Source organism: Polymorphobacter sp. (assembly GCF_051860865.1).
Classification (GTDB): Bacteria; Pseudomonadota; Alphaproteobacteria; order Sphingomonadales; family Sphingomonadaceae; genus Sandarakinorhabdus.
Genome location: NZ_JBIMKZ010000074.1, coordinates 1 through 15,474 on the forward strand (window position 1 = coordinate 1; position 15,474 = coordinate 15,474).

General features: G+C 68.2%; 18 protein-coding genes. 4 read left to right on the plus strand and 14 right to left on the minus strand.

What is annotated here, in order from left to right; translation table 11 throughout:
• From ACTIFJ_RS12480 to nadB, 3 genes are all read left to right on the plus strand, one after another.
• Positions 1 to 1,386 (plus strand): TonB-dependent receptor (locus tag ACTIFJ_RS12480; RefSeq protein WP_439534439.1); only part of this gene is annotated, 1,386 nt, incomplete at its 5' end.
• Between the two features lie 313 nt (positions 1,387 to 1,699).
• Positions 1,700 to 2,617, plus strand: a complete 918-nt coding sequence (locus tag ACTIFJ_RS12485; protein ID WP_439534440.1) for an ABC transporter ATP-binding protein — start codon at positions 1,700 to 1,702, stop codon at positions 2,615 to 2,617.
• Positions 2,617 to 4,242 carry an L-aspartate oxidase gene (gene nadB / locus ACTIFJ_RS12490; protein ID WP_439534441.1) on the plus strand — a complete coding sequence of 542 codons (1,626 nt, stop codon included), beginning with the start codon at positions 2,617 to 2,619 and terminating at the stop codon, positions 4,240 to 4,242. The genes ACTIFJ_RS12485 and nadB overlap by 1 nt, the downstream gene beginning before the upstream one ends.
• Positions 4,243 to 4,310: 68 nt before the next feature.
• Here the strand turns inward: nadB and ACTIFJ_RS12495 are convergent, their stop codons facing one another.
• The 14 genes from ACTIFJ_RS12495 to ACTIFJ_RS12560 form a co-directional block, all read right to left on the minus strand.
• Positions 4,311 to 4,805, minus strand: coding sequence for a VOC family protein (locus tag ACTIFJ_RS12495; RefSeq protein WP_439534442.1), 495 nt, complete (start codon positions 4,803 to 4,805; stop codon positions 4,311 to 4,313).
• Between the two features lie 155 nt (positions 4,806 to 4,960).
• Complete coding sequence (gene leuC, locus ACTIFJ_RS12500) at positions 4,961 to 6,400, minus strand: 3-isopropylmalate dehydratase large subunit (protein WP_439534443.1); 1,440 nt, start codon at positions 6,398 to 6,400, stop codon at positions 4,961 to 4,963.
• Positions 6,401 to 6,445: 45 nt separating this feature from the next.
• Positions 6,446 to 7,216 (minus strand): hypothetical protein, encoded by a 771-nt coding sequence (locus ACTIFJ_RS12505; RefSeq protein WP_439534444.1) that lies wholly within the window; start codon positions 7,214 to 7,216, stop codon positions 6,446 to 6,448.
• A 104-nt stretch (positions 7,217 to 7,320) separates the two neighbouring features.
• Complete coding sequence (locus ACTIFJ_RS12510) at positions 7,321 to 7,854, minus strand: peroxiredoxin family protein (RefSeq protein ID WP_439534445.1); 534 nt, start codon at positions 7,852 to 7,854, stop codon at positions 7,321 to 7,323.
• Positions 7,855 to 7,867: 13 nt separating this feature from the next.
• Positions 7,868 to 8,902 (minus strand): Holliday junction branch migration DNA helicase RuvB, encoded by a 1,035-nt coding sequence (gene ruvB / locus ACTIFJ_RS12515; protein WP_439534446.1) that lies wholly within the window; start codon positions 8,900 to 8,902, stop codon positions 7,868 to 7,870.
• Positions 8,899 to 9,492, minus strand: coding sequence for a Holliday junction branch migration protein RuvA (gene ruvA / locus ACTIFJ_RS12520; RefSeq protein ID WP_439534447.1), 594 nt, complete (start codon positions 9,490 to 9,492; stop codon positions 8,899 to 8,901). The genes ruvB and ruvA overlap by 4 nt, the downstream gene beginning before the upstream one ends.
• Positions 9,489 to 9,968, minus strand: coding sequence for a crossover junction endodeoxyribonuclease RuvC (gene ruvC / locus ACTIFJ_RS12525; protein ID WP_439534455.1), 480 nt, complete (start codon positions 9,966 to 9,968; stop codon positions 9,489 to 9,491). The genes ruvA and ruvC overlap by 4 nt, the downstream gene beginning before the upstream one ends.
• Before the next feature lie 6 nt (positions 9,969 to 9,974).
• The gene (locus ACTIFJ_RS12530) at positions 9,975 to 10,715 is read right to left on the minus strand and encodes a YebC/PmpR family DNA-binding transcriptional regulator (protein ID WP_439534448.1); all 741 of its coding nucleotides are present in this window, start codon (positions 10,713 to 10,715) and stop codon (positions 9,975 to 9,977) included.
• Between the two features lie 60 nt (positions 10,716 to 10,775).
• Positions 10,776 to 11,096 (minus strand): YbjQ family protein, encoded by a 321-nt coding sequence (locus ACTIFJ_RS12535; RefSeq protein ID WP_439534456.1) that lies wholly within the window; start codon positions 11,094 to 11,096, stop codon positions 10,776 to 10,778.
• Positions 11,097 to 11,130: 34 nt separating this feature from the next.
• Positions 11,131 to 11,925, minus strand: coding sequence for an FAD binding domain-containing protein (locus ACTIFJ_RS12540; protein ID WP_439534449.1), 795 nt, complete (start codon positions 11,923 to 11,925; stop codon positions 11,131 to 11,133).
• A complete protein-coding gene (locus ACTIFJ_RS12545) occupies positions 11,918 to 12,397 on the minus strand; it encodes a (2Fe-2S)-binding protein (protein ID WP_439534450.1) in 480 nt (159 codons plus the stop codon). The genes ACTIFJ_RS12540 and ACTIFJ_RS12545 overlap by 8 nt, the downstream gene beginning before the upstream one ends.
• Positions 12,394 to 13,056 (minus strand): glutathione S-transferase family protein, encoded by a 663-nt coding sequence (locus ACTIFJ_RS12550; RefSeq protein ID WP_439534451.1) that lies wholly within the window; start codon positions 13,054 to 13,056, stop codon positions 12,394 to 12,396. Before ACTIFJ_RS12550 ends, ACTIFJ_RS12545 begins: the two co-directional genes overlap by 4 nt.
• Positions 13,057 to 13,066: 10 nt before the next feature.
• Positions 13,067 to 13,309 carry a DUF2312 domain-containing protein gene (locus tag ACTIFJ_RS12555; protein WP_439534452.1) on the minus strand — a complete coding sequence of 81 codons (243 nt, stop codon included), beginning with the start codon at positions 13,307 to 13,309 and terminating at the stop codon, positions 13,067 to 13,069.
• Between the two features lie 267 nt (positions 13,310 to 13,576).
• A complete protein-coding gene (locus tag ACTIFJ_RS12560; RefSeq protein WP_439534453.1) occupies positions 13,577 to 13,894 on the minus strand; it encodes a DUF1244 domain-containing protein in 318 nt (105 codons plus the stop codon).
• A 51-nt stretch (positions 13,895 to 13,945) separates the two neighbouring features.
• Here ACTIFJ_RS12560 and pyk point away from each other — a divergent pair, with 51 nt between their 5' ends.
• Entirely contained in the window at positions 13,946 to 15,397 is a 1,452-nt protein-coding gene (gene pyk / locus ACTIFJ_RS12565) for a pyruvate kinase (RefSeq protein WP_439534454.1), read from the plus strand.
• The last annotated feature ends 77 nt before the right edge of the window (positions 15,398 to 15,474 follow it).

A 15,474-nucleotide genomic window follows, 5' to 3' on the forward strand; every position in this document is an offset into this window, starting at 1 on the left:
TACAAGGATGCCGGGCCGTTCAGCTACACCTTCGTCGGCGGCTACCGCAATTTCGACTCGAACGAGGTGTTCGACGCCGATGGCACCCAGGCCTGGTACCTCGAATTCGGCGAGGATGCGCGCGGCGAGCAGATGAGCTTCGAGGGCCGGGTCAATTACACCACCGACCGGTTCCGGGCCTTTGGCGGCATGAACTATTTCTGGGAGAAGGGCTTCCAGCGGGTGCCGTTCAGCTCCGAGGAAGGCACCTTCCTGCAGTGCGCGGCCGGCGTGGTGCCGGGGCTGGGCTGCATCAACAATGCCACCGGCGTTGTCACCGCCGCGCAGGCGACACGGCTGCTGACTGGTGGGCGGTTCACCACCCTGCCCTATAGCGCGATCCTGTTCCAGAATTCGGCCGAGATCGATGCGCTGTCGTTCTTCGGCGATGCGACCTGGATCCCTGTCGATGCGCTGGAGCTGAGCGTCGGCGGACGCTACCTGATCGAAGGCCGGGACAGCGGCTTCTCCAGCAACATCCCCAACACCGTGCTGACCGGGACAACGCTGATCCCCGGCGGGGTCAGCACCAATGGCGTGGTGCTGCGCAGCTCGGGCAGCAACAATGCCTTCCTGCCGCGCGCCAACATCCTGTTCCGGGCGACCGACAACATCAACCTCTATGCCACCTGGTCCAAGGGCCGGCGCTCGCCGGTCGTCAACCTCGGCGCGCGCCGGGTGGGCACCGAGGTGCTGCCGAACAACACGCTGATCGCAGCGGAAAAGGTCACCAACTATGAAGTCGGCGTCAAGGGTGGCTTCGGCGCGGTGAACTTCAACATCGGCGCCTATCTGATGAAGTATCGCAACTTCCAGGTCAGCGTTCGCGAAGCCGGCAGCCCGATCACCACCACGCAGAGCGCCGGCAGCGCCACCAACAAGGGCATCGAGGCGGAATTCACCGCCGCGCTGGGTGATAACCTCAGCGTCTTCGCCAATGGCGCCTATATCGATGCCAAGGTCGATGACGACCCGCGCTTCGTCGCCTTCTCCGGCGACAGCTTCCGCCTGCAGTCCAAGTTCCAGTTTGCCGCCGGCGGCACCCTCACCGTGCCGCTCTCGGAGCAGGTCGAGCTGTACGCCACCCCCACCGTCACCCACCGCTCGACCGTGTTCTTCGAGCTGCCCAACAATCCGGTGACCAGCCAAGGGCCGGTGACGCTGGTCAATCTGCGGGCCGGCTTCCAGCATCCCGAGGGCCGCTGGCAGTTGACTGGCTTCGCCACCAACCTGACCAACAAGGAATATCTGCTCGACGCCGGCAACACCGGCGGCTCGTTCGGCATCCCGACCTTCATCCGCGGCCTGCCGCGGCTGTTCGGCGTCGAGGCGCTGGTGCGCTTCTAGGCGGGATCGACATTCACGAGCAGCTGGCCGCCGGCGGCAAGGACAGGGGCCTCCGGCGGTCAGAGAAAGTGCCTCCGGCGGCTGGGGCCGCAGGCCCCAGACCCCATATTGTGCGGTCTCTCCGACAGGACCGTCAGCCATCGCCTTGCGGTGGCGGGATTATCGGGGTCTGGGGCCTCCGGCCCCAGCCGCCGGAGGCATCTTCTCTCGCCGCCGAAGGCACATGGTTCCCGCCGGCGGCCCAGGTCGGCTGAATGTCGCTACCACCGGCCCCCTCTTGCGACATCGCCATGCCGGGACTAACGCTCCCGGCATGGACGCCGCCATCGATATCAAGGGTCTGGAGAAGACCTATGCCGGCGGCAAGGTGGCGCTGCATGGCATTGACCTGATGGTGCCACGCGGCTCGATCTTCGGGCTGCTGGGGCCGAACGGGGCCGGCAAGTCCACCACGATCAACATTCTCGCCGGGCTGGTCAACAAGACCGGCGGCACGGCGCGCATCTGGGGGTTCGATATCGACGAGCATCCCCGCAACGCCAAGCGCTCCATCGGCATCGTGCCGCAGGAACTGGTGTTCGATGCCTTTTTCACCCCCTATGAGACGCTGGAAATCACCGCCGGCATGTATGGCATCCCCAAGGCGCAGCGGCGGACGATGGACCTGCTGCGTGCCGTGCGGCTCGAGGACAAGGCCCATGCCTATACCCGGGCGCTCTCGGGCGGCATGAAGCGACGGCTTCTGGTCGCCAAGGCGCTGGTCCACAACCCGCCGGTGCTGGTGCTCGACGAGCCGACCGCCGGTGTCGACATCGAACTTCGGGCGCTGCTCTGGACCTATGTGCGCGAGCTGAACGCCGGCGGGACGACGGTGGTGCTGACCACCCATTATCTGGAAGAAGCCGAGGCGCTGTGCGACCGGATCGCCATCGTCAACGGCGGGCGGATCGTCGCCAATGACGATACGGCGACGCTGCTCGCCACCGCCGGCGACAAGAAGCTGGTGGTGACGCTCGATGCCGAGATGGCCGCGGTGCCGGCCGGGCTGCCCGGGCGTGCCGGCCTGTCCGGCGAGGGGCGGATCCTGACGATCACCTATGACAAGCGGACGACGACCGCCGGCGAGGTCCTGGCCGGGGTCAGCGCGGCGGGGCTGACGATCGTCGATGTCTCCACCACCGAGGCGGACCTGGAGGATGTGTTCCTGTCGCTGACAAGGGCGGTCGCCTGATGCCGCGCCGGGCGCCGCATGACCCGTTCACCCATGACGTGATCGTGCTCGGCTCGGGCGCGGCCGGGCTGACGGCGGCGCTGAACCTGGCGCCGCACTTCAAGGTGGCGGTGCTGGCCAAGGGCGAGCTGGGCGCCGGGTCCACGGCCTGGGCGCAGGGCGGGATCGCCGCCGTGCTGGAGCCGGGCGACACCTTCGAGAGCCATATCGAAGACACGATGGTGGCCGGCGCCGGGCTCAACCACCGCGCCACGGTCGAATATGTCGTCGAGAATGCCGCCGAGGCGATCGAGCGGCTGGCGGCGCTCGGCGTGCCGTTCAACTCAGGCGAGGCCGAGGGCACGCGCTGGCATCTGACCCGCGAGGGCGGGCACAGCCACCGGCGGATCGTTCATGTCGATGACGCCACCGGCTGGGCGGTGCAGCAGGCGTTGCAGGCGGCCGCGCTGGCACACCCCAACATCACGCTGCTGACCGGCCATGTCGCGGTCGACCTGATCACCGAGCGGCATGTCGAGGGCGAGCGGTTCGCGACGCGGCGCTGCCATGGGGTCTATGCGCTCGATGTCGAGGCGCGGAAGGTCAGGCGGTTCGTGGCGCGCGGCGTCGTGCTGGCGACCGGCGGGGCGAGCCGGGTCTACCAGTACAGCACCAACCCCGATGGCTCGACCGGGGACGGTATCGCCATGGCCTGGCGCGCCGGCTGCCGGGTTTCTAACATGGAATTCAACCAGTTCCACCCGACTTGCCTCTTCCACCCCAAGGTCAAGAATTTCCTGATCTCCGAGGCGCTGCGCGGCGAGGGCGGGCATCTGCTGCTGCCCAATGGCGAGCGCTTCATGGCGCGGCACGACAAGCGGCTCGAACTGGCACCACGCGACGTGGTGGCACGCGCCATCGATGCCGAGATGAAGCGGCTGGGGCTCAGCCATGTGCTGCTCGACATGAGCCATCTGCCGCCCGACTTCGTCCGCCAGCATTTTCCGATGATCCATGGCCGGCTGCTCGACCTCGGCATCGACTGCACGATCGAGCCGATCCCGGTGGTGCCGGCGGCGCATTACAGCTGCGGCGGGGTGCTCGTCGACCTCGCCGGGCGGACCGACCTGCCGGGGCTTTGGGCCACCGGCGAGGTGACCCAGTCAGGCCTGCACGGCGCCAACCGGCTGGCCTCCAACTCGATCCTCGAATGCCTGGTGTTCGGCCAGGCGGTCGCCGACGACATCGCCCGCAGCTGGGACGCGCGGCTACCGATGCCCGATGTGCGCAAATGGGACGAGAGCCGGGTGACGGACTCGGACGAGGAAGTGGTCGTCAGCCACAATTGGGACGAGCTGCGGCGGTTCATGTGGGACTATGTCGGCATCGTCCGCACCGACAAGCGCCTCGAACGCGCCTCGCACCGGGTCAAGCTGCTGCGCAAGGAAGTGGCCGAATATTACGGCAACTTCCGGGTGACGCCGGACCTGATCGAACTGCGCAATCTCGTCACCGTCGCCGACCTGATCGTGCGCTCGGCCCGGGCGCGGAAGGAAAGCCGCGGCCTGCACTTCACCACCGACTATCCGGCGACGCTGAACGAGGCACGGGATACGGTGCTCGATCCGGTGCTGGTGCGGAGCTAGCGGCTACGGCTGCAAGAGAAAGTGCCTCCGGCGGCTGGGGCCGCAGGCCGCAGCCGTCGGAGGCCCCCTTACTTCCCCTGCTCGATCAGATTGACCAGCATCCCGTCGGCATCGAAGAACAGCATCTCGCGGGACTGTTTGGTCTTTTTCGGGTCGGTGAACAGGATGATAGGCGGGGAGACGATGCGGTAGCCGGCCTTGATGATCTTGTCCGAGAGCGCGTCGAGCTGGTCGGTATAGAAGACCACGGCATAGTCGCCGGTGCGGACGCTGGTGCGGGTATCGGTCATCGGGGCGGCCGGGGGGCCATTGATGATCTCGTAGATGCCGAGGTTGCCGGAGATGCTGTCGCCGGACTGGAGGATGGCGGCCTTGAGCGAGACGCCCTTGGTGCCCTGGATGGTGTTGATTGCCTCGCCTTCGACGAGATTGTCGATGTGCGGCTTGAGGCCGAGAATGTCCCGGTAGAGCTTCAGCGACTCGGCCTGGTTGCGGACGAAGATGGTGGCGCGGGCCAGTGTCGAGACCTTCTCGCCGGCGGGCACGGGGACGGACTCGGTCACCTTTATTTCGGCGGCTGCTAAAGGGGCTGTCATGAGGATGAAGGCTCCGAGGGCGGCGCGGCAAAGCCGCGCCTGACGTCGAACGGGATCGGCGGGACAAGGCCCGCCGCCCCGCCGGCCGGGCTGGCGCGAGTCCATTCGCAAGCTGTGCTTGCTCATGGCCGCGCTGCGCCCATGAGCTCCCGGACATCCGTGAGCCTGCCGGTAACGGCGGCGGCGGCGGCCATGGCCGGTGACAGCAGGTGGGTGCGGGCGCCGACGCCCTGGCGGCCGACGAAGTTACGGTTGGAGGTGGAGGCGCAGCGTTCGCCGGCCGGCACCTGGTCCGGGTTCATGCCGAGGCACATCGAGCAGCCGGGCTCGCGCCATTCGAAGCCGGCCTCAATGAAGATGCGGTCGAGGCCCTCGCGCTCGGCCTGGGCCTTGACGAGGCCGGAGCCGGGGACGACCAGCGCCTGCTTGATGTGGGCGGCGACCTTGCGGCCGCGCGCCACGTCGGCGGCGACGCGCAGATCCTCGATGCGACTATTGGTGCAGCTGCCGATGAAGACATGCTGGACCTCGACCTCGTCCATCGGGGTGCCCGGGGTAAGGCCCATGTAATCCAGCGACTTCTGCGCGGCGGCCTGCTTGGAGGGGTCGGCGAAGCTCTGCGGCGAGGGCACGCTGTCGGTGATCGACAGCACGTCCTCGGGGCTGGTGCCCCAGGTGACCAGCGGCGCGATCTGGCTCGCGTCGATCTCGATCACCGCGTCATAGCTGGCGCCGGGATCGGTCCTGAGCGTGTTCCAATAGGCGACCGCGCGGTCCCAGTCGGCGCCAGTGGGCGCGCGCGGGCGGCCGCGGACATAGTCGATGGTCTCCTGGTCGACGGCGATGATGCCGGCGCGGGCACCGGCCTCGATCGCCATGTTGCAGACGGTCATCCGGCCTTCCATCGACATCGCCTCGATCACCGGGCCGGTATATTCGATGACATAGCCGGTGCCGCCGGCGGTGCCGAGCTTGCCGATGATCGCCATCGTCAGGTCCTTGGGGCTGACCGAGAAGCCGAGCGTGCCGGTGACATTGACCTGCATCGCCTTGGACTTGCGCAGCAGCAGCGTCTGGGTGGCAAAGACATGCTCGACCTCGCTGGTGCCGATGCCGAAGCCGAGTGCACCCAGCGCGCCGTGCGTGGCCGAATGGCTGTCCCCGCAGACGATGGTGACGCCGGGCAGGGTGAAACCGAGCTCGGGGCCGATGACATGGACGATGCCCTGCTCGGGCGCATCGACAGCGATCAGCTCGACGCCGAAGTCGGCGCAATTGGCATAGAGCGCCTCGAGCTGGGCCTTGGACATCGGGTCGGCAACCGGCAGCTTGCGGCTGGTGGTGGGGACATTGTGATCGGGCACCGCCAGTGTCAGGTCCGGACGGCGCAGGCGGCGGCCGGCCAGGCGCAGGCCCTCGAAGGCCTGGGGCGTGGTGACCTCATGGATCAGGTGGCGATCGATGAAGATCAGGCCGGTGCCGTCTTCAAGCGTGCGGACGAGATGATCGTCCCAGATCTTGGCGTAGAGGGTGCGGGGCTGGCGCTCGGGAGTCTGGCTCATCGGCTGCCTCTGCCGCATCTGGCGCGCGCGGTCCAGACCCTGCGCTCAGCCCAGCCTGACCAGCCCCTGCAGCCAGGTCGCGAAGGCCAGCCACCATCCGGTCATCGACAGCGGCACGACCAGCAGGATCTGCGCCACCAACAGCGGCAGCCCGACCTTGTAGACCGGGTGGACATGGCCGATCGTTCGCCGGTCGTGGACCATGGCCACCACCACCAGCAGACACATCGCCAGCCCGGACGGCACGCTGACGAAGGCGCCGGGCGGCGGGTAAAAGGCCGGGGTTCCCGCGGGCGTGAGAGCCACTGCCACCAGGCGGCCACTGGCCGCCTGCAGGAACGGAATCTGCATCAGCAGCATCAGCCGCTTGTGGACGTCGGGTCGCTGCACATTGGCCATCGCCAGCGCAAAAAGGCCCAGGATCAGGATCAGCGAAGTCAGCGACACCGCCGAAAACCGTCGTGCCAGGTCGACTTCCTCCGGGCCGAACCGCGTCGCCTGCCAAATGGAGTTGATCACGGCCAGCGGCACGGTCACCGCCATCGCGCCGATCAGCGCCAGCCCGAGCAACCCCCAGGCCCGGTGGGCCGCCACCCGACCGGCGGAGACCCGGATTGTCTGCGCCAGATAAAGTAGAGACCAGCCGAAGAACAGGGCGCCGTGCAGGTGCATGACGGGCTGGCCGGTGAAGGTGCCGGCGGCGAGCCGGGACCAATAGGTCGGTACGAAACCGACAAAGGCGATGGCTGAAAACACCAGCGCCATGCGCACATGAAAATCGGACCGCCGCTGCGTCGCCCCCGCCACCGTTGCCATGATTCAGCCCCCGCCAAATGCAGGCGAAGATTAACGCAAAATCGACACGGGGAAAAGAGGCGCGACCGCCGTTTCAGGCGGGCGGTTTGGCGGCGGATTTGCCGCTATTTGGGGATCGCGGCGAGCACTGCCTGAACCTGCGGCCGCTTCTTGTAATCGGCTTCCATCAGCCGGGCGGTAATCCGTCCCCGCCGGTCGATGACGAAAATCGCCGGAGTCGGGACGCCATAGGCCCGGCTGTCCGGCGCATAGGCCGGGTCGCGCAGCTGCCAGCGATCGATGACCTTCGATTGCGGGTCGGAGAGCAAGGTCCAGCCCACCTTCCGCTCCGCGGCGAATTTGGCGAGCACGTCCGGCGAATCATAGCTGAGGCCGACAAGCGCATAGCCGCGTGCCTTGATGGCGGCAGCGGCGTTGCTGTTCATGTCGATCAGCTGGGCCTTGCAATAGGGGCACCAGGCGGCGGAGCGGAAGAACATCAGCACCGTCCCCTTGGGCCCGTTTAGCTCGGCCAGCGTGCGCGCCTTTCCGGCGGTATCGACGGCGTCGACAGCCGGGGCCGGGTCGCCAACCGCGGGGATGGCCGCGGCGGCGGGCGCCGACAGCACGGCGAGGGCGAGCAGGGTGTGACGGATCATCAGTCGGTCTCCTTCAGATGTCAGTATCCTCATCGAGCAGCGGCAATTGCTGCGGCTGGCCGGCCGGGGCCTTCAGGCCGAGGTGCTTCCAGGCCGGGCCGTTGAGAACGCGGCCGCGCGCCGTGCGGGCGACGAGGCCCTGCTGGATCAGGAACGGCTCGACGACATCCTCGATGGTATCCCGCGCCTCGGACAGGCCGGCGGCGAGCGTCTCGATGCCGACCGGGCCGCCGCGATAGAGATCGGCAATCATGATCAGATAGCGGCGGTCCATCGAATCAAGGCCGAGCGCATCGACCTCGAGCCGGTTGAGGGCACGGTCTGCGGCCCTGGCATCGACCGTCTGTGTGCCGTCGGCGGCGGCGAAATCTCGGACCCGGCGCAGCAGCCGGCCGGCGATGCGCGGGGTGCCACGGGCGCGCGCCGCGATCTCGCGGGCGCCGTCGGCGGTCAGGTCCAGCGTCAGCAGCCGGGCGGCGCGGGTGATGACCTGCTCCAGCTCGGCGACGGTGTAGAAATTGAGGCGCAGCGGGATGCCGAAACGGTCCCTGAGCGGCGTGGTCAGCAGGCCGGCGCGGGTGGTGGCGCCGACGAGGGTGAAGGCCGGCAGGTCGATGCGCACCGAGCGGGCCGAGGGGCCTTCGCCGATCATGATGTCGAGCACCCGGTCCTCCATCGCCGGATAGAGGATTTCCTCCACCGCCGGCGCCAGCCGGTGGATCTCGTCGATGAACAGCACATCGTGATTGTCGAGGTTGGTGAGGATGGCGGCAAGGTCGCCGGCCTTGGCAATCACCGGCCCGGAGGTGGCGCGGAAGCCGACGCCGAGCTCACGGGCGACGATCTGGGCCAGCGTCGTCTTGCCAAGGCCGGGCGGGCCATGGAGCAGGACATGGTCCATCGCCTCGCCACGCGCCCGGGCGCCGGCAACGAAGACCGCAAGGTTCGAGCGCAGCTGCTGCTGGCCGATGAACTCGGACAGCGACTTGGGGCGCAGCGCGGCATCGATGTCGTCGGGCTTGCGGAGCGCGTCCATCTCACGGGTCATTTGGCAGACTTTCGCAGCGCCAGCCGGATCAGCGCGCCGACCTCGGCGCCGTCGCCGAGCTCGGCCTGGGCGTCGGCGACGGCGCGACTGGCTTCCATCGGGCGGAAGCCGAGGCCGGCAAGCGCCGCCAGCGCATCGGCGACGGTGCCGCTGCTGACCGGAAGCGGCGCGGCGGTGCCAAGCGCGACCGCGCCGAATTTGCCCTTGAGCTCATTGGCGATGCGCCCGGCGAGCTTGGGGCCGACGCCATTGGCGCGCGCGATGCTTGCGGTGTCGGCGCTGGCGATGGCATGGGCGAGATCGTCCGGGCCGAGCACCGACAGGATGGCCAGGGCGACGCGGCCGCCCACGCCCTGGACGCTGGTCAGCAGGCGGAAGCAGTCCCGCTCCGGCAGCGACAGGAAGCCGAACAGCTGGATGGCGTCCTCGCGGACCTGGGTCTCGATGTGGAGCAAGACAGCGCTGCCGGGGGTACCGAGCGCCGACAGGGTCTTGGTGGAGGCGCTGACCAGATAGCCGACGCCGTTCACATCGACGACGCAGGCATCGGCGGACGCGCTGTCCAGCAGGCCTTTCAGGCGGGCAATCATTGCGGCCGGCCGCGCAGATGGGCGTGGGTGATGGCCACCGCCAGCGCATCGGCGGCGTCGGCGCCGGTGATCTTCAGGCCCGGCAGCAGCCGCTCGACCATCGCCTGGACCTGCTGCTTCTGGGCGGCGCCGGTGCCGGTGATCGCCTTCTTGACCGAGCGGGTGGAATATTCGGTGACGGCAAGGCCGGCGCGGGTGGCGGCGAGCAGCACGACGCCGCGCGCCTGGCCGAGCTTCAGCGTCGACTGCGGATTGACGTTGACGAACACCTCTTCCACCGCCGCCTCGCTTGCCCCATGCGCGCCGATAACGGCCTTCAGCCCATCGTAGAGCGCACCGAGCCGTTCCGCCAGCGGCGCGGCGGCCGGCGTCTTGACCGTGCCATGGGCGAGATGGGAGAGGCGATTGCCCTCGGACCGGATGACGCCCCAACCGGTGGCGGCGAGGCCGGGATCAAGGCCGAGGATGATCGTCACGGCCACTCAAAGGGCGGCCAGCACATCCTCGGGCACGTCGTAATTGCCCCAGACGGTCTGGACGTCGTCGTCTTCCTCGAGGATGTCGATCAGCTTGAGGAGCTGCCCGGCGTCGTCGGCGCCGAGCGTGATGACAGTGCCGGGCTTCCAGGCGAGCTTGGTACCCTCGGCCTCGCCGAGCACGGCCTCAAGCGCCTTGGCGACTTCGTGGAGCGCGTCGACGCTGGTCCAGATCTCATGGCCGTCCTCGCTCGATTCGACATCCTCGGCGCCGGCTTCTAGCGCAGCCTCGAAAACCTTGTCGGCGCTGCCGGCGGTGGCGGGATAGGAGATCAGGCCGAGCCGCTCGAAGCCATGGCTGACCGAGCCGGAGGCGCCGAGGTTGCCGCCATTCTTGGCCATGGCGGTGCGGACATTGGTGGCGGTGCGGTTGCGGTTGTCGGTGAGAGTCTCGATGATCAGGCTGACGCCGCCGGGGCCGAAGCCTTCGTAGCGCAGCTCTTCGTAATTCTCGCCCTCGCTGCCCTCGGCCTTCTTGATGGCGCGTTCGATATTATCCTTGGGCATGCCGCCGGCGCGAGCGGCGAGGACGGCGGCGCGCAGCCGGGCGTTCATCGCCGGATCGGGCAGGCCCATCTTGGCGGCGACGGTGATCTCGCGGCTGAGCTTGGAGAACAGCGCCGAGCGCTTTTTGTCCTGCGCGCCCTTGCGGTGCATGATGTTCTTGAATTTGGAATGGCCGGCCATGGAACCCTGCGTCTGTGATCGTTCAGGGGTGCCTTACGCCATGCGGACGGGAAAGGGCAATCAGCCCAACCTGACCGCCGTGCCCGATACCGCCACCATCAGCATGGAATCGCTGGCGCCGAGCGCCGAATAGTTGAGGTTGACGCCGACAATGGCATTGGCGCCGCGCGACTTGGCCTCCTGCACCATTTCCTCGATCGCCTGCTCGCGGCCGTCGCGGAGCACCTTCTCATAGGACCCCGCGCGGCCGCCGACGATGTCCCTGATGCCAGCGAAGAAATCGCGGAAGATGTTGGCGCCCATGATCGTCTCGCCCGAGACCAGGCCGAGATATTCGGCGATCTTCTGGCCCTCGACGCTGTGCGTGGTGCTGATGATCATGGTCGTCGCCGTTCCCCAGGGGTTGCTGCTCATCTCAGGCCTCCGCAATCGCCTTGGCCAGCATCACGCCGCAGAGATGGGCGCGATACTCGGCACTGGCATGGATATCGGTGTTGAGATCGGCGGACTCAAGGGCGAGACCGGCAACGGCGGCGGCGCTCCAGTCGGCGGCCAGCGCCGCCTCGCCCTCGGCCCAGCGGAAGGCGCCCGGGCCGGCGCCGGTAATGCCGACAGCGACGCTGCCATCGTGATGCTTCGCCACGAACACGCCGACGATCGCATAGCGCGAGGCCGGGTGACGGAACTTGGCATAGGCGGCGCGGGCCGGCAGTTTGAAGCCGATGCGGGTGATGATCTCGCCGTCCTCCAGCGCGGTGGCGAACATGCCCTGGAAATAATCGCCCGCCGCATGGCTGGCTCGGTCGGTCTCGATCACCGCGTCGAGCGCCAGCGCGGCGGCCGGATAATCGGCGGCAGGATCATTGTTGGCCAGCACACCGCCGATGGTGCCGCGGTTGCGGACCTGCGGATCGCCGACCAGCGCGGCCATGCGGGCGAGGCTGGGCAGCGTGTCGTTGACGATTCTGTCGGTGACCAGCGCGGCGTGGCGGGTCATGGCGCCGACCCAGAGCCGGTCGCCCTCATGGCTGATGCCGGTGAGGCCGGGAATGGCGGCGAGATCGATCAGCACATCGGGGGCGCGCAGCCGGCTCTTGATCGCCGGCAGCAAGGTGTGGCCACCGGCGAGATAGGCAGCCTCGCCGCCATTGGCGAAGGCGGACGCCGCCTCGGCGAGGCTGGCCGGGCGGGCATAATCGAAATCACGCATGCGCGGTCTCCCCCATGGCGCGGGCGCCGGCCTCGATGGCGTCGACGATGTTCAGATAGCCGGTGCAGCGGCAGAGATTGCCCTCCAGCTCGTGGACGATCGTCTCGCGGCTGACCTCCGGGCCGTGGCGGTCAACGATGCCGAGGCCGGCGATGACCATGCCCGGCGTGCAGAAGCCGCACTGCAGGCCGTGATGCTCGCGAAAAGCCGCCTGCATCGGGTGCAGCGTCTCGCCCTCGGCCAGCCCCTCGATGGTGGTCACCGAGGCGCCGTCGGCCTGGGCGGCAAGCACCGTGCAGGCCTTCACCACCGCGCCGTCCAGCAGCACGTTGCAGGCGCCGCACTGGCTGGTATCGCAACCGATATGGGTGCCGGTAAGAGACAGGTGGTCGCGCAGCAGCTCGACCAACAGGGTCGCCGAGGGGGCTTCCGCCTCCTGAGGCTGGCCGTTCAACGTCAGGCTGATCTTCATGCTGTTTCTCCTGCCGCACGGACTGCCATCATCGCCCGCATGGCCTCCGCCTGTTCTGCCACGGCACGCGCGCCATGTGTACCGGCCTTCGCATCCTTCCACCAGCCGGCGAGGCCGGGCAGCGGATCGAGCAGCTTGCCGGTGCCCAACGATGGATCAAGCGCATCAACGAAGAACAGCAGCGGGATCAGTGCTGCATCGGCCTGGCTGAAGCTGTCCCCCACGGCATGGCTGTCCGCACCGTTGCGGAAATGCTCGAGATAGCCGAGCGCCTCGGCCATGCCGGCCATGGCACCGGGGATCACCTCCGGGTTCTCGCGGCCGCGGAACAGGGCGACCAGATGTGGCGTCAGATAAAGATCGGCGATGCGGACCAGCAGCCGCACCCGCGCCGCTGCCTGCGGATCGGCCGGCATCAGCGCCGGGCCGGGCAGCGCGGCATCGAGATATTCGGCAATCACCTGGCTCTCGGTCAGCACGAAATCACCCTGCACCAGCAGCGGGATCTTGCCGATCGGCGACAGCGCCAGATACTCGGGGCTCTTGTTGCCGCCGGGAAAGGGCTCGACCGCAAGCTCATGGCCCTTGGCCCGCGCCACCAGCACGGGGCGCATCACGAACGGCGACAGCAGCGCCCCATACAGCTTGATATCGCTCATCAATTCCCCCTCAATCGATCAATCCAAGCGCGGTCTTGTACGTATCCAGCAGCGCCTCCGCCTCGGCCCGGGCACTCGCCTCCATCTTGCGCAGACGAATGATCGACCGCATCGTCTTGGTATCGAAACCGGTGCCCTTGGCCTCGGCATAGACATCCTTGATCTGGTCGGCGACGGCCTTCTTCTCTTCCTCGAGCGTCTCGATGCGCTCGATGAACTGACGCAACTGCGCCGCCGATACATTCTCGTTCATGCCTGCTCCCTCGACGGGGTTCGCCCCCGGATTCGTCCAGCGCCTGTGCTAGCCGGAGCGGGGGAGGAGGGAAAGGGGCGAGCCGCAACGTTTCAAGGACGAGTGCCTCCGGCGGCTGGGGCCGCAGGCCCCAGACCCCATCAAAGGGATTCACCCGCCAGCAACGACATGCGCCACGGTATCCCAGGCGCATTTATCGGGGTCTGGGGCCTGCGGCCCCAGCCGCCGGAGGCATTCTACCCGCCGGAGGCAAACCTTCTTCCTCCCTCAATGCGCGTTGCGGGCGACGCTTTCGGCCATCCGGGCCAGTTGCTCGGGGGTGGCGTCGGTCTGGTAGCGGGCTTTCCATTCGGCCTGGGGCATGCCGTAGACGGATTCGCGTGCCGAGGCCTTGTCGAGGGGGATGCCAGCTTCGGCGGCGGCGTCGGCCAGCCAGTCGCCGAGGCAGTTGCGGCAGAAGCCGCCGATGCCCATCAGGTCGACGTTCTGGACGTCGGTGCGGTGCTGGAGATGGGCGACGAGACGACGGAAGGCGGCGGCTTCAAGGGCCTCGCGGGTGGCGGAATTCAGGGCGGAATCGGACATGGCAGTGGCCTTTCGGTGGAAACGGGCGGCGTCACCGGTTAGGGACGGTGCATGTCCAAGCATGTTGAACCACGTCGCCGCCGGGTCAAGGTCCTCGCCACCATCGGCCCGGCCTCGGGCACGCGCGAGCGGATGCTGGCGCTGATCGACGCCGGGGCGGATGCCTTTCGGGTCAACATGAGCCATGGCACCCAGGCCGAGCATGCGGCGCGGATCAGGGAGTTGCGGCTGGCGGAGGCGGACAGCGGGCGATCGATCGCGATTCTCGCCGATCTGCAGGGGCCGAAGCTGCGGGTCGGGCGCTTTGCCGATGGCGGCTGCCTGCTGGAGGCGGGGCAGGATTTCCAGCTCGACATGGACCCGACGCCGGGGGACGCGCGGCGCGTGCAGCTGCCGCACCGGGAGTTGTTCGAGGCGCTGGCGCCCGGCGCGCGGCTTCTGGTCGACGATGGCCGGATCGTACTGCGGGTGCGGACGGTGGCGTCGCGGCTGCTGCACTGCACGGTCGAGGTGCCGGGGCGGATTTCTGACATGAAGGGGGTGAACGTGCCCGATGTGGTGGTGCCGCTGCCGGCGCTGACCGCCAAGGACCGGTCGGACCTGGCCTTCGCGCTCGACCAGGGGGTGGACTGGATCGGGCTGAGCTTCGTGCAGCGGCCCGAGGATGTCGCCGAGGCGCGGGCGCTGATCCGCGGCCGCGCGGCGCTGATGGCCAAGATCGAGAAGCCGGCGGCGCTGGAGCGTCTGCAGGAGATATTGGAGAGCGCCGACGCGGTGATGGTGGCGCGCGGCGACCTCGGCGTGGAGCTGCCGCCCGAGCAGGTGCCGGCAGCGCAAAAGCGCATCGTCGCGGCAGCGCGCGAGGCCGGGCGGCCCGTGGTGGTGGCGACACAGATGCTCGAATCGATGATCGAGGCACCGACCCCGACCCGGGCCGAAGTCTCCGACGTGGCCACCGCCATCTACGACGGCGCCGACGCAGTGATGCTGTCGGCCGAATCCGCCGTCGGCCGGCATCCGATGGCGGCGGTGGCGATGATGGACGCCATCGCCCGCGAGGTCGAATCGGACCCGAGCTATTACAGCCGCGTGCATTTCACCGAGCTGGGCAACCGGGTCAGCACGGCCAGCGCGATTTCGCTGGCCGCCGCGCAGATCAGCCGCAGCATCGGCGCCGCCGCAATCGTCTGCGTGACCATCGGCGGGACGACAGCGCTGCGGGCAGCCCGCGAACGCGCCGCCGTGCCGATCCTCTGCCTGACGCCGCGGCCGAGCACGGCGCGGCGGATGGCGCTGGTCTGGGGCGTCCACGCCATGGGCACCCGCGACGTCCGCGACTTCGAGGAAATGGTGGCGAAATCCCGCCGCATGGCGCTGCGCAGCCGGCTCGCCAAGGGCGGCGACGCCCTGGTGTTGATCGCCGGGGTGCCGTTCAGCACGCCGGGAACCACCAACGTCGTCCATGTCGTGCGGCTGACCGGGGATGAGCTGAAGGGATTCTAGCGTCCGGGCGTGCCGCCAAATCGCACCTCCGGCAGGAACAAGATGCCTCCGGCGGCTGGGGCCGCAGGCCCCAGACC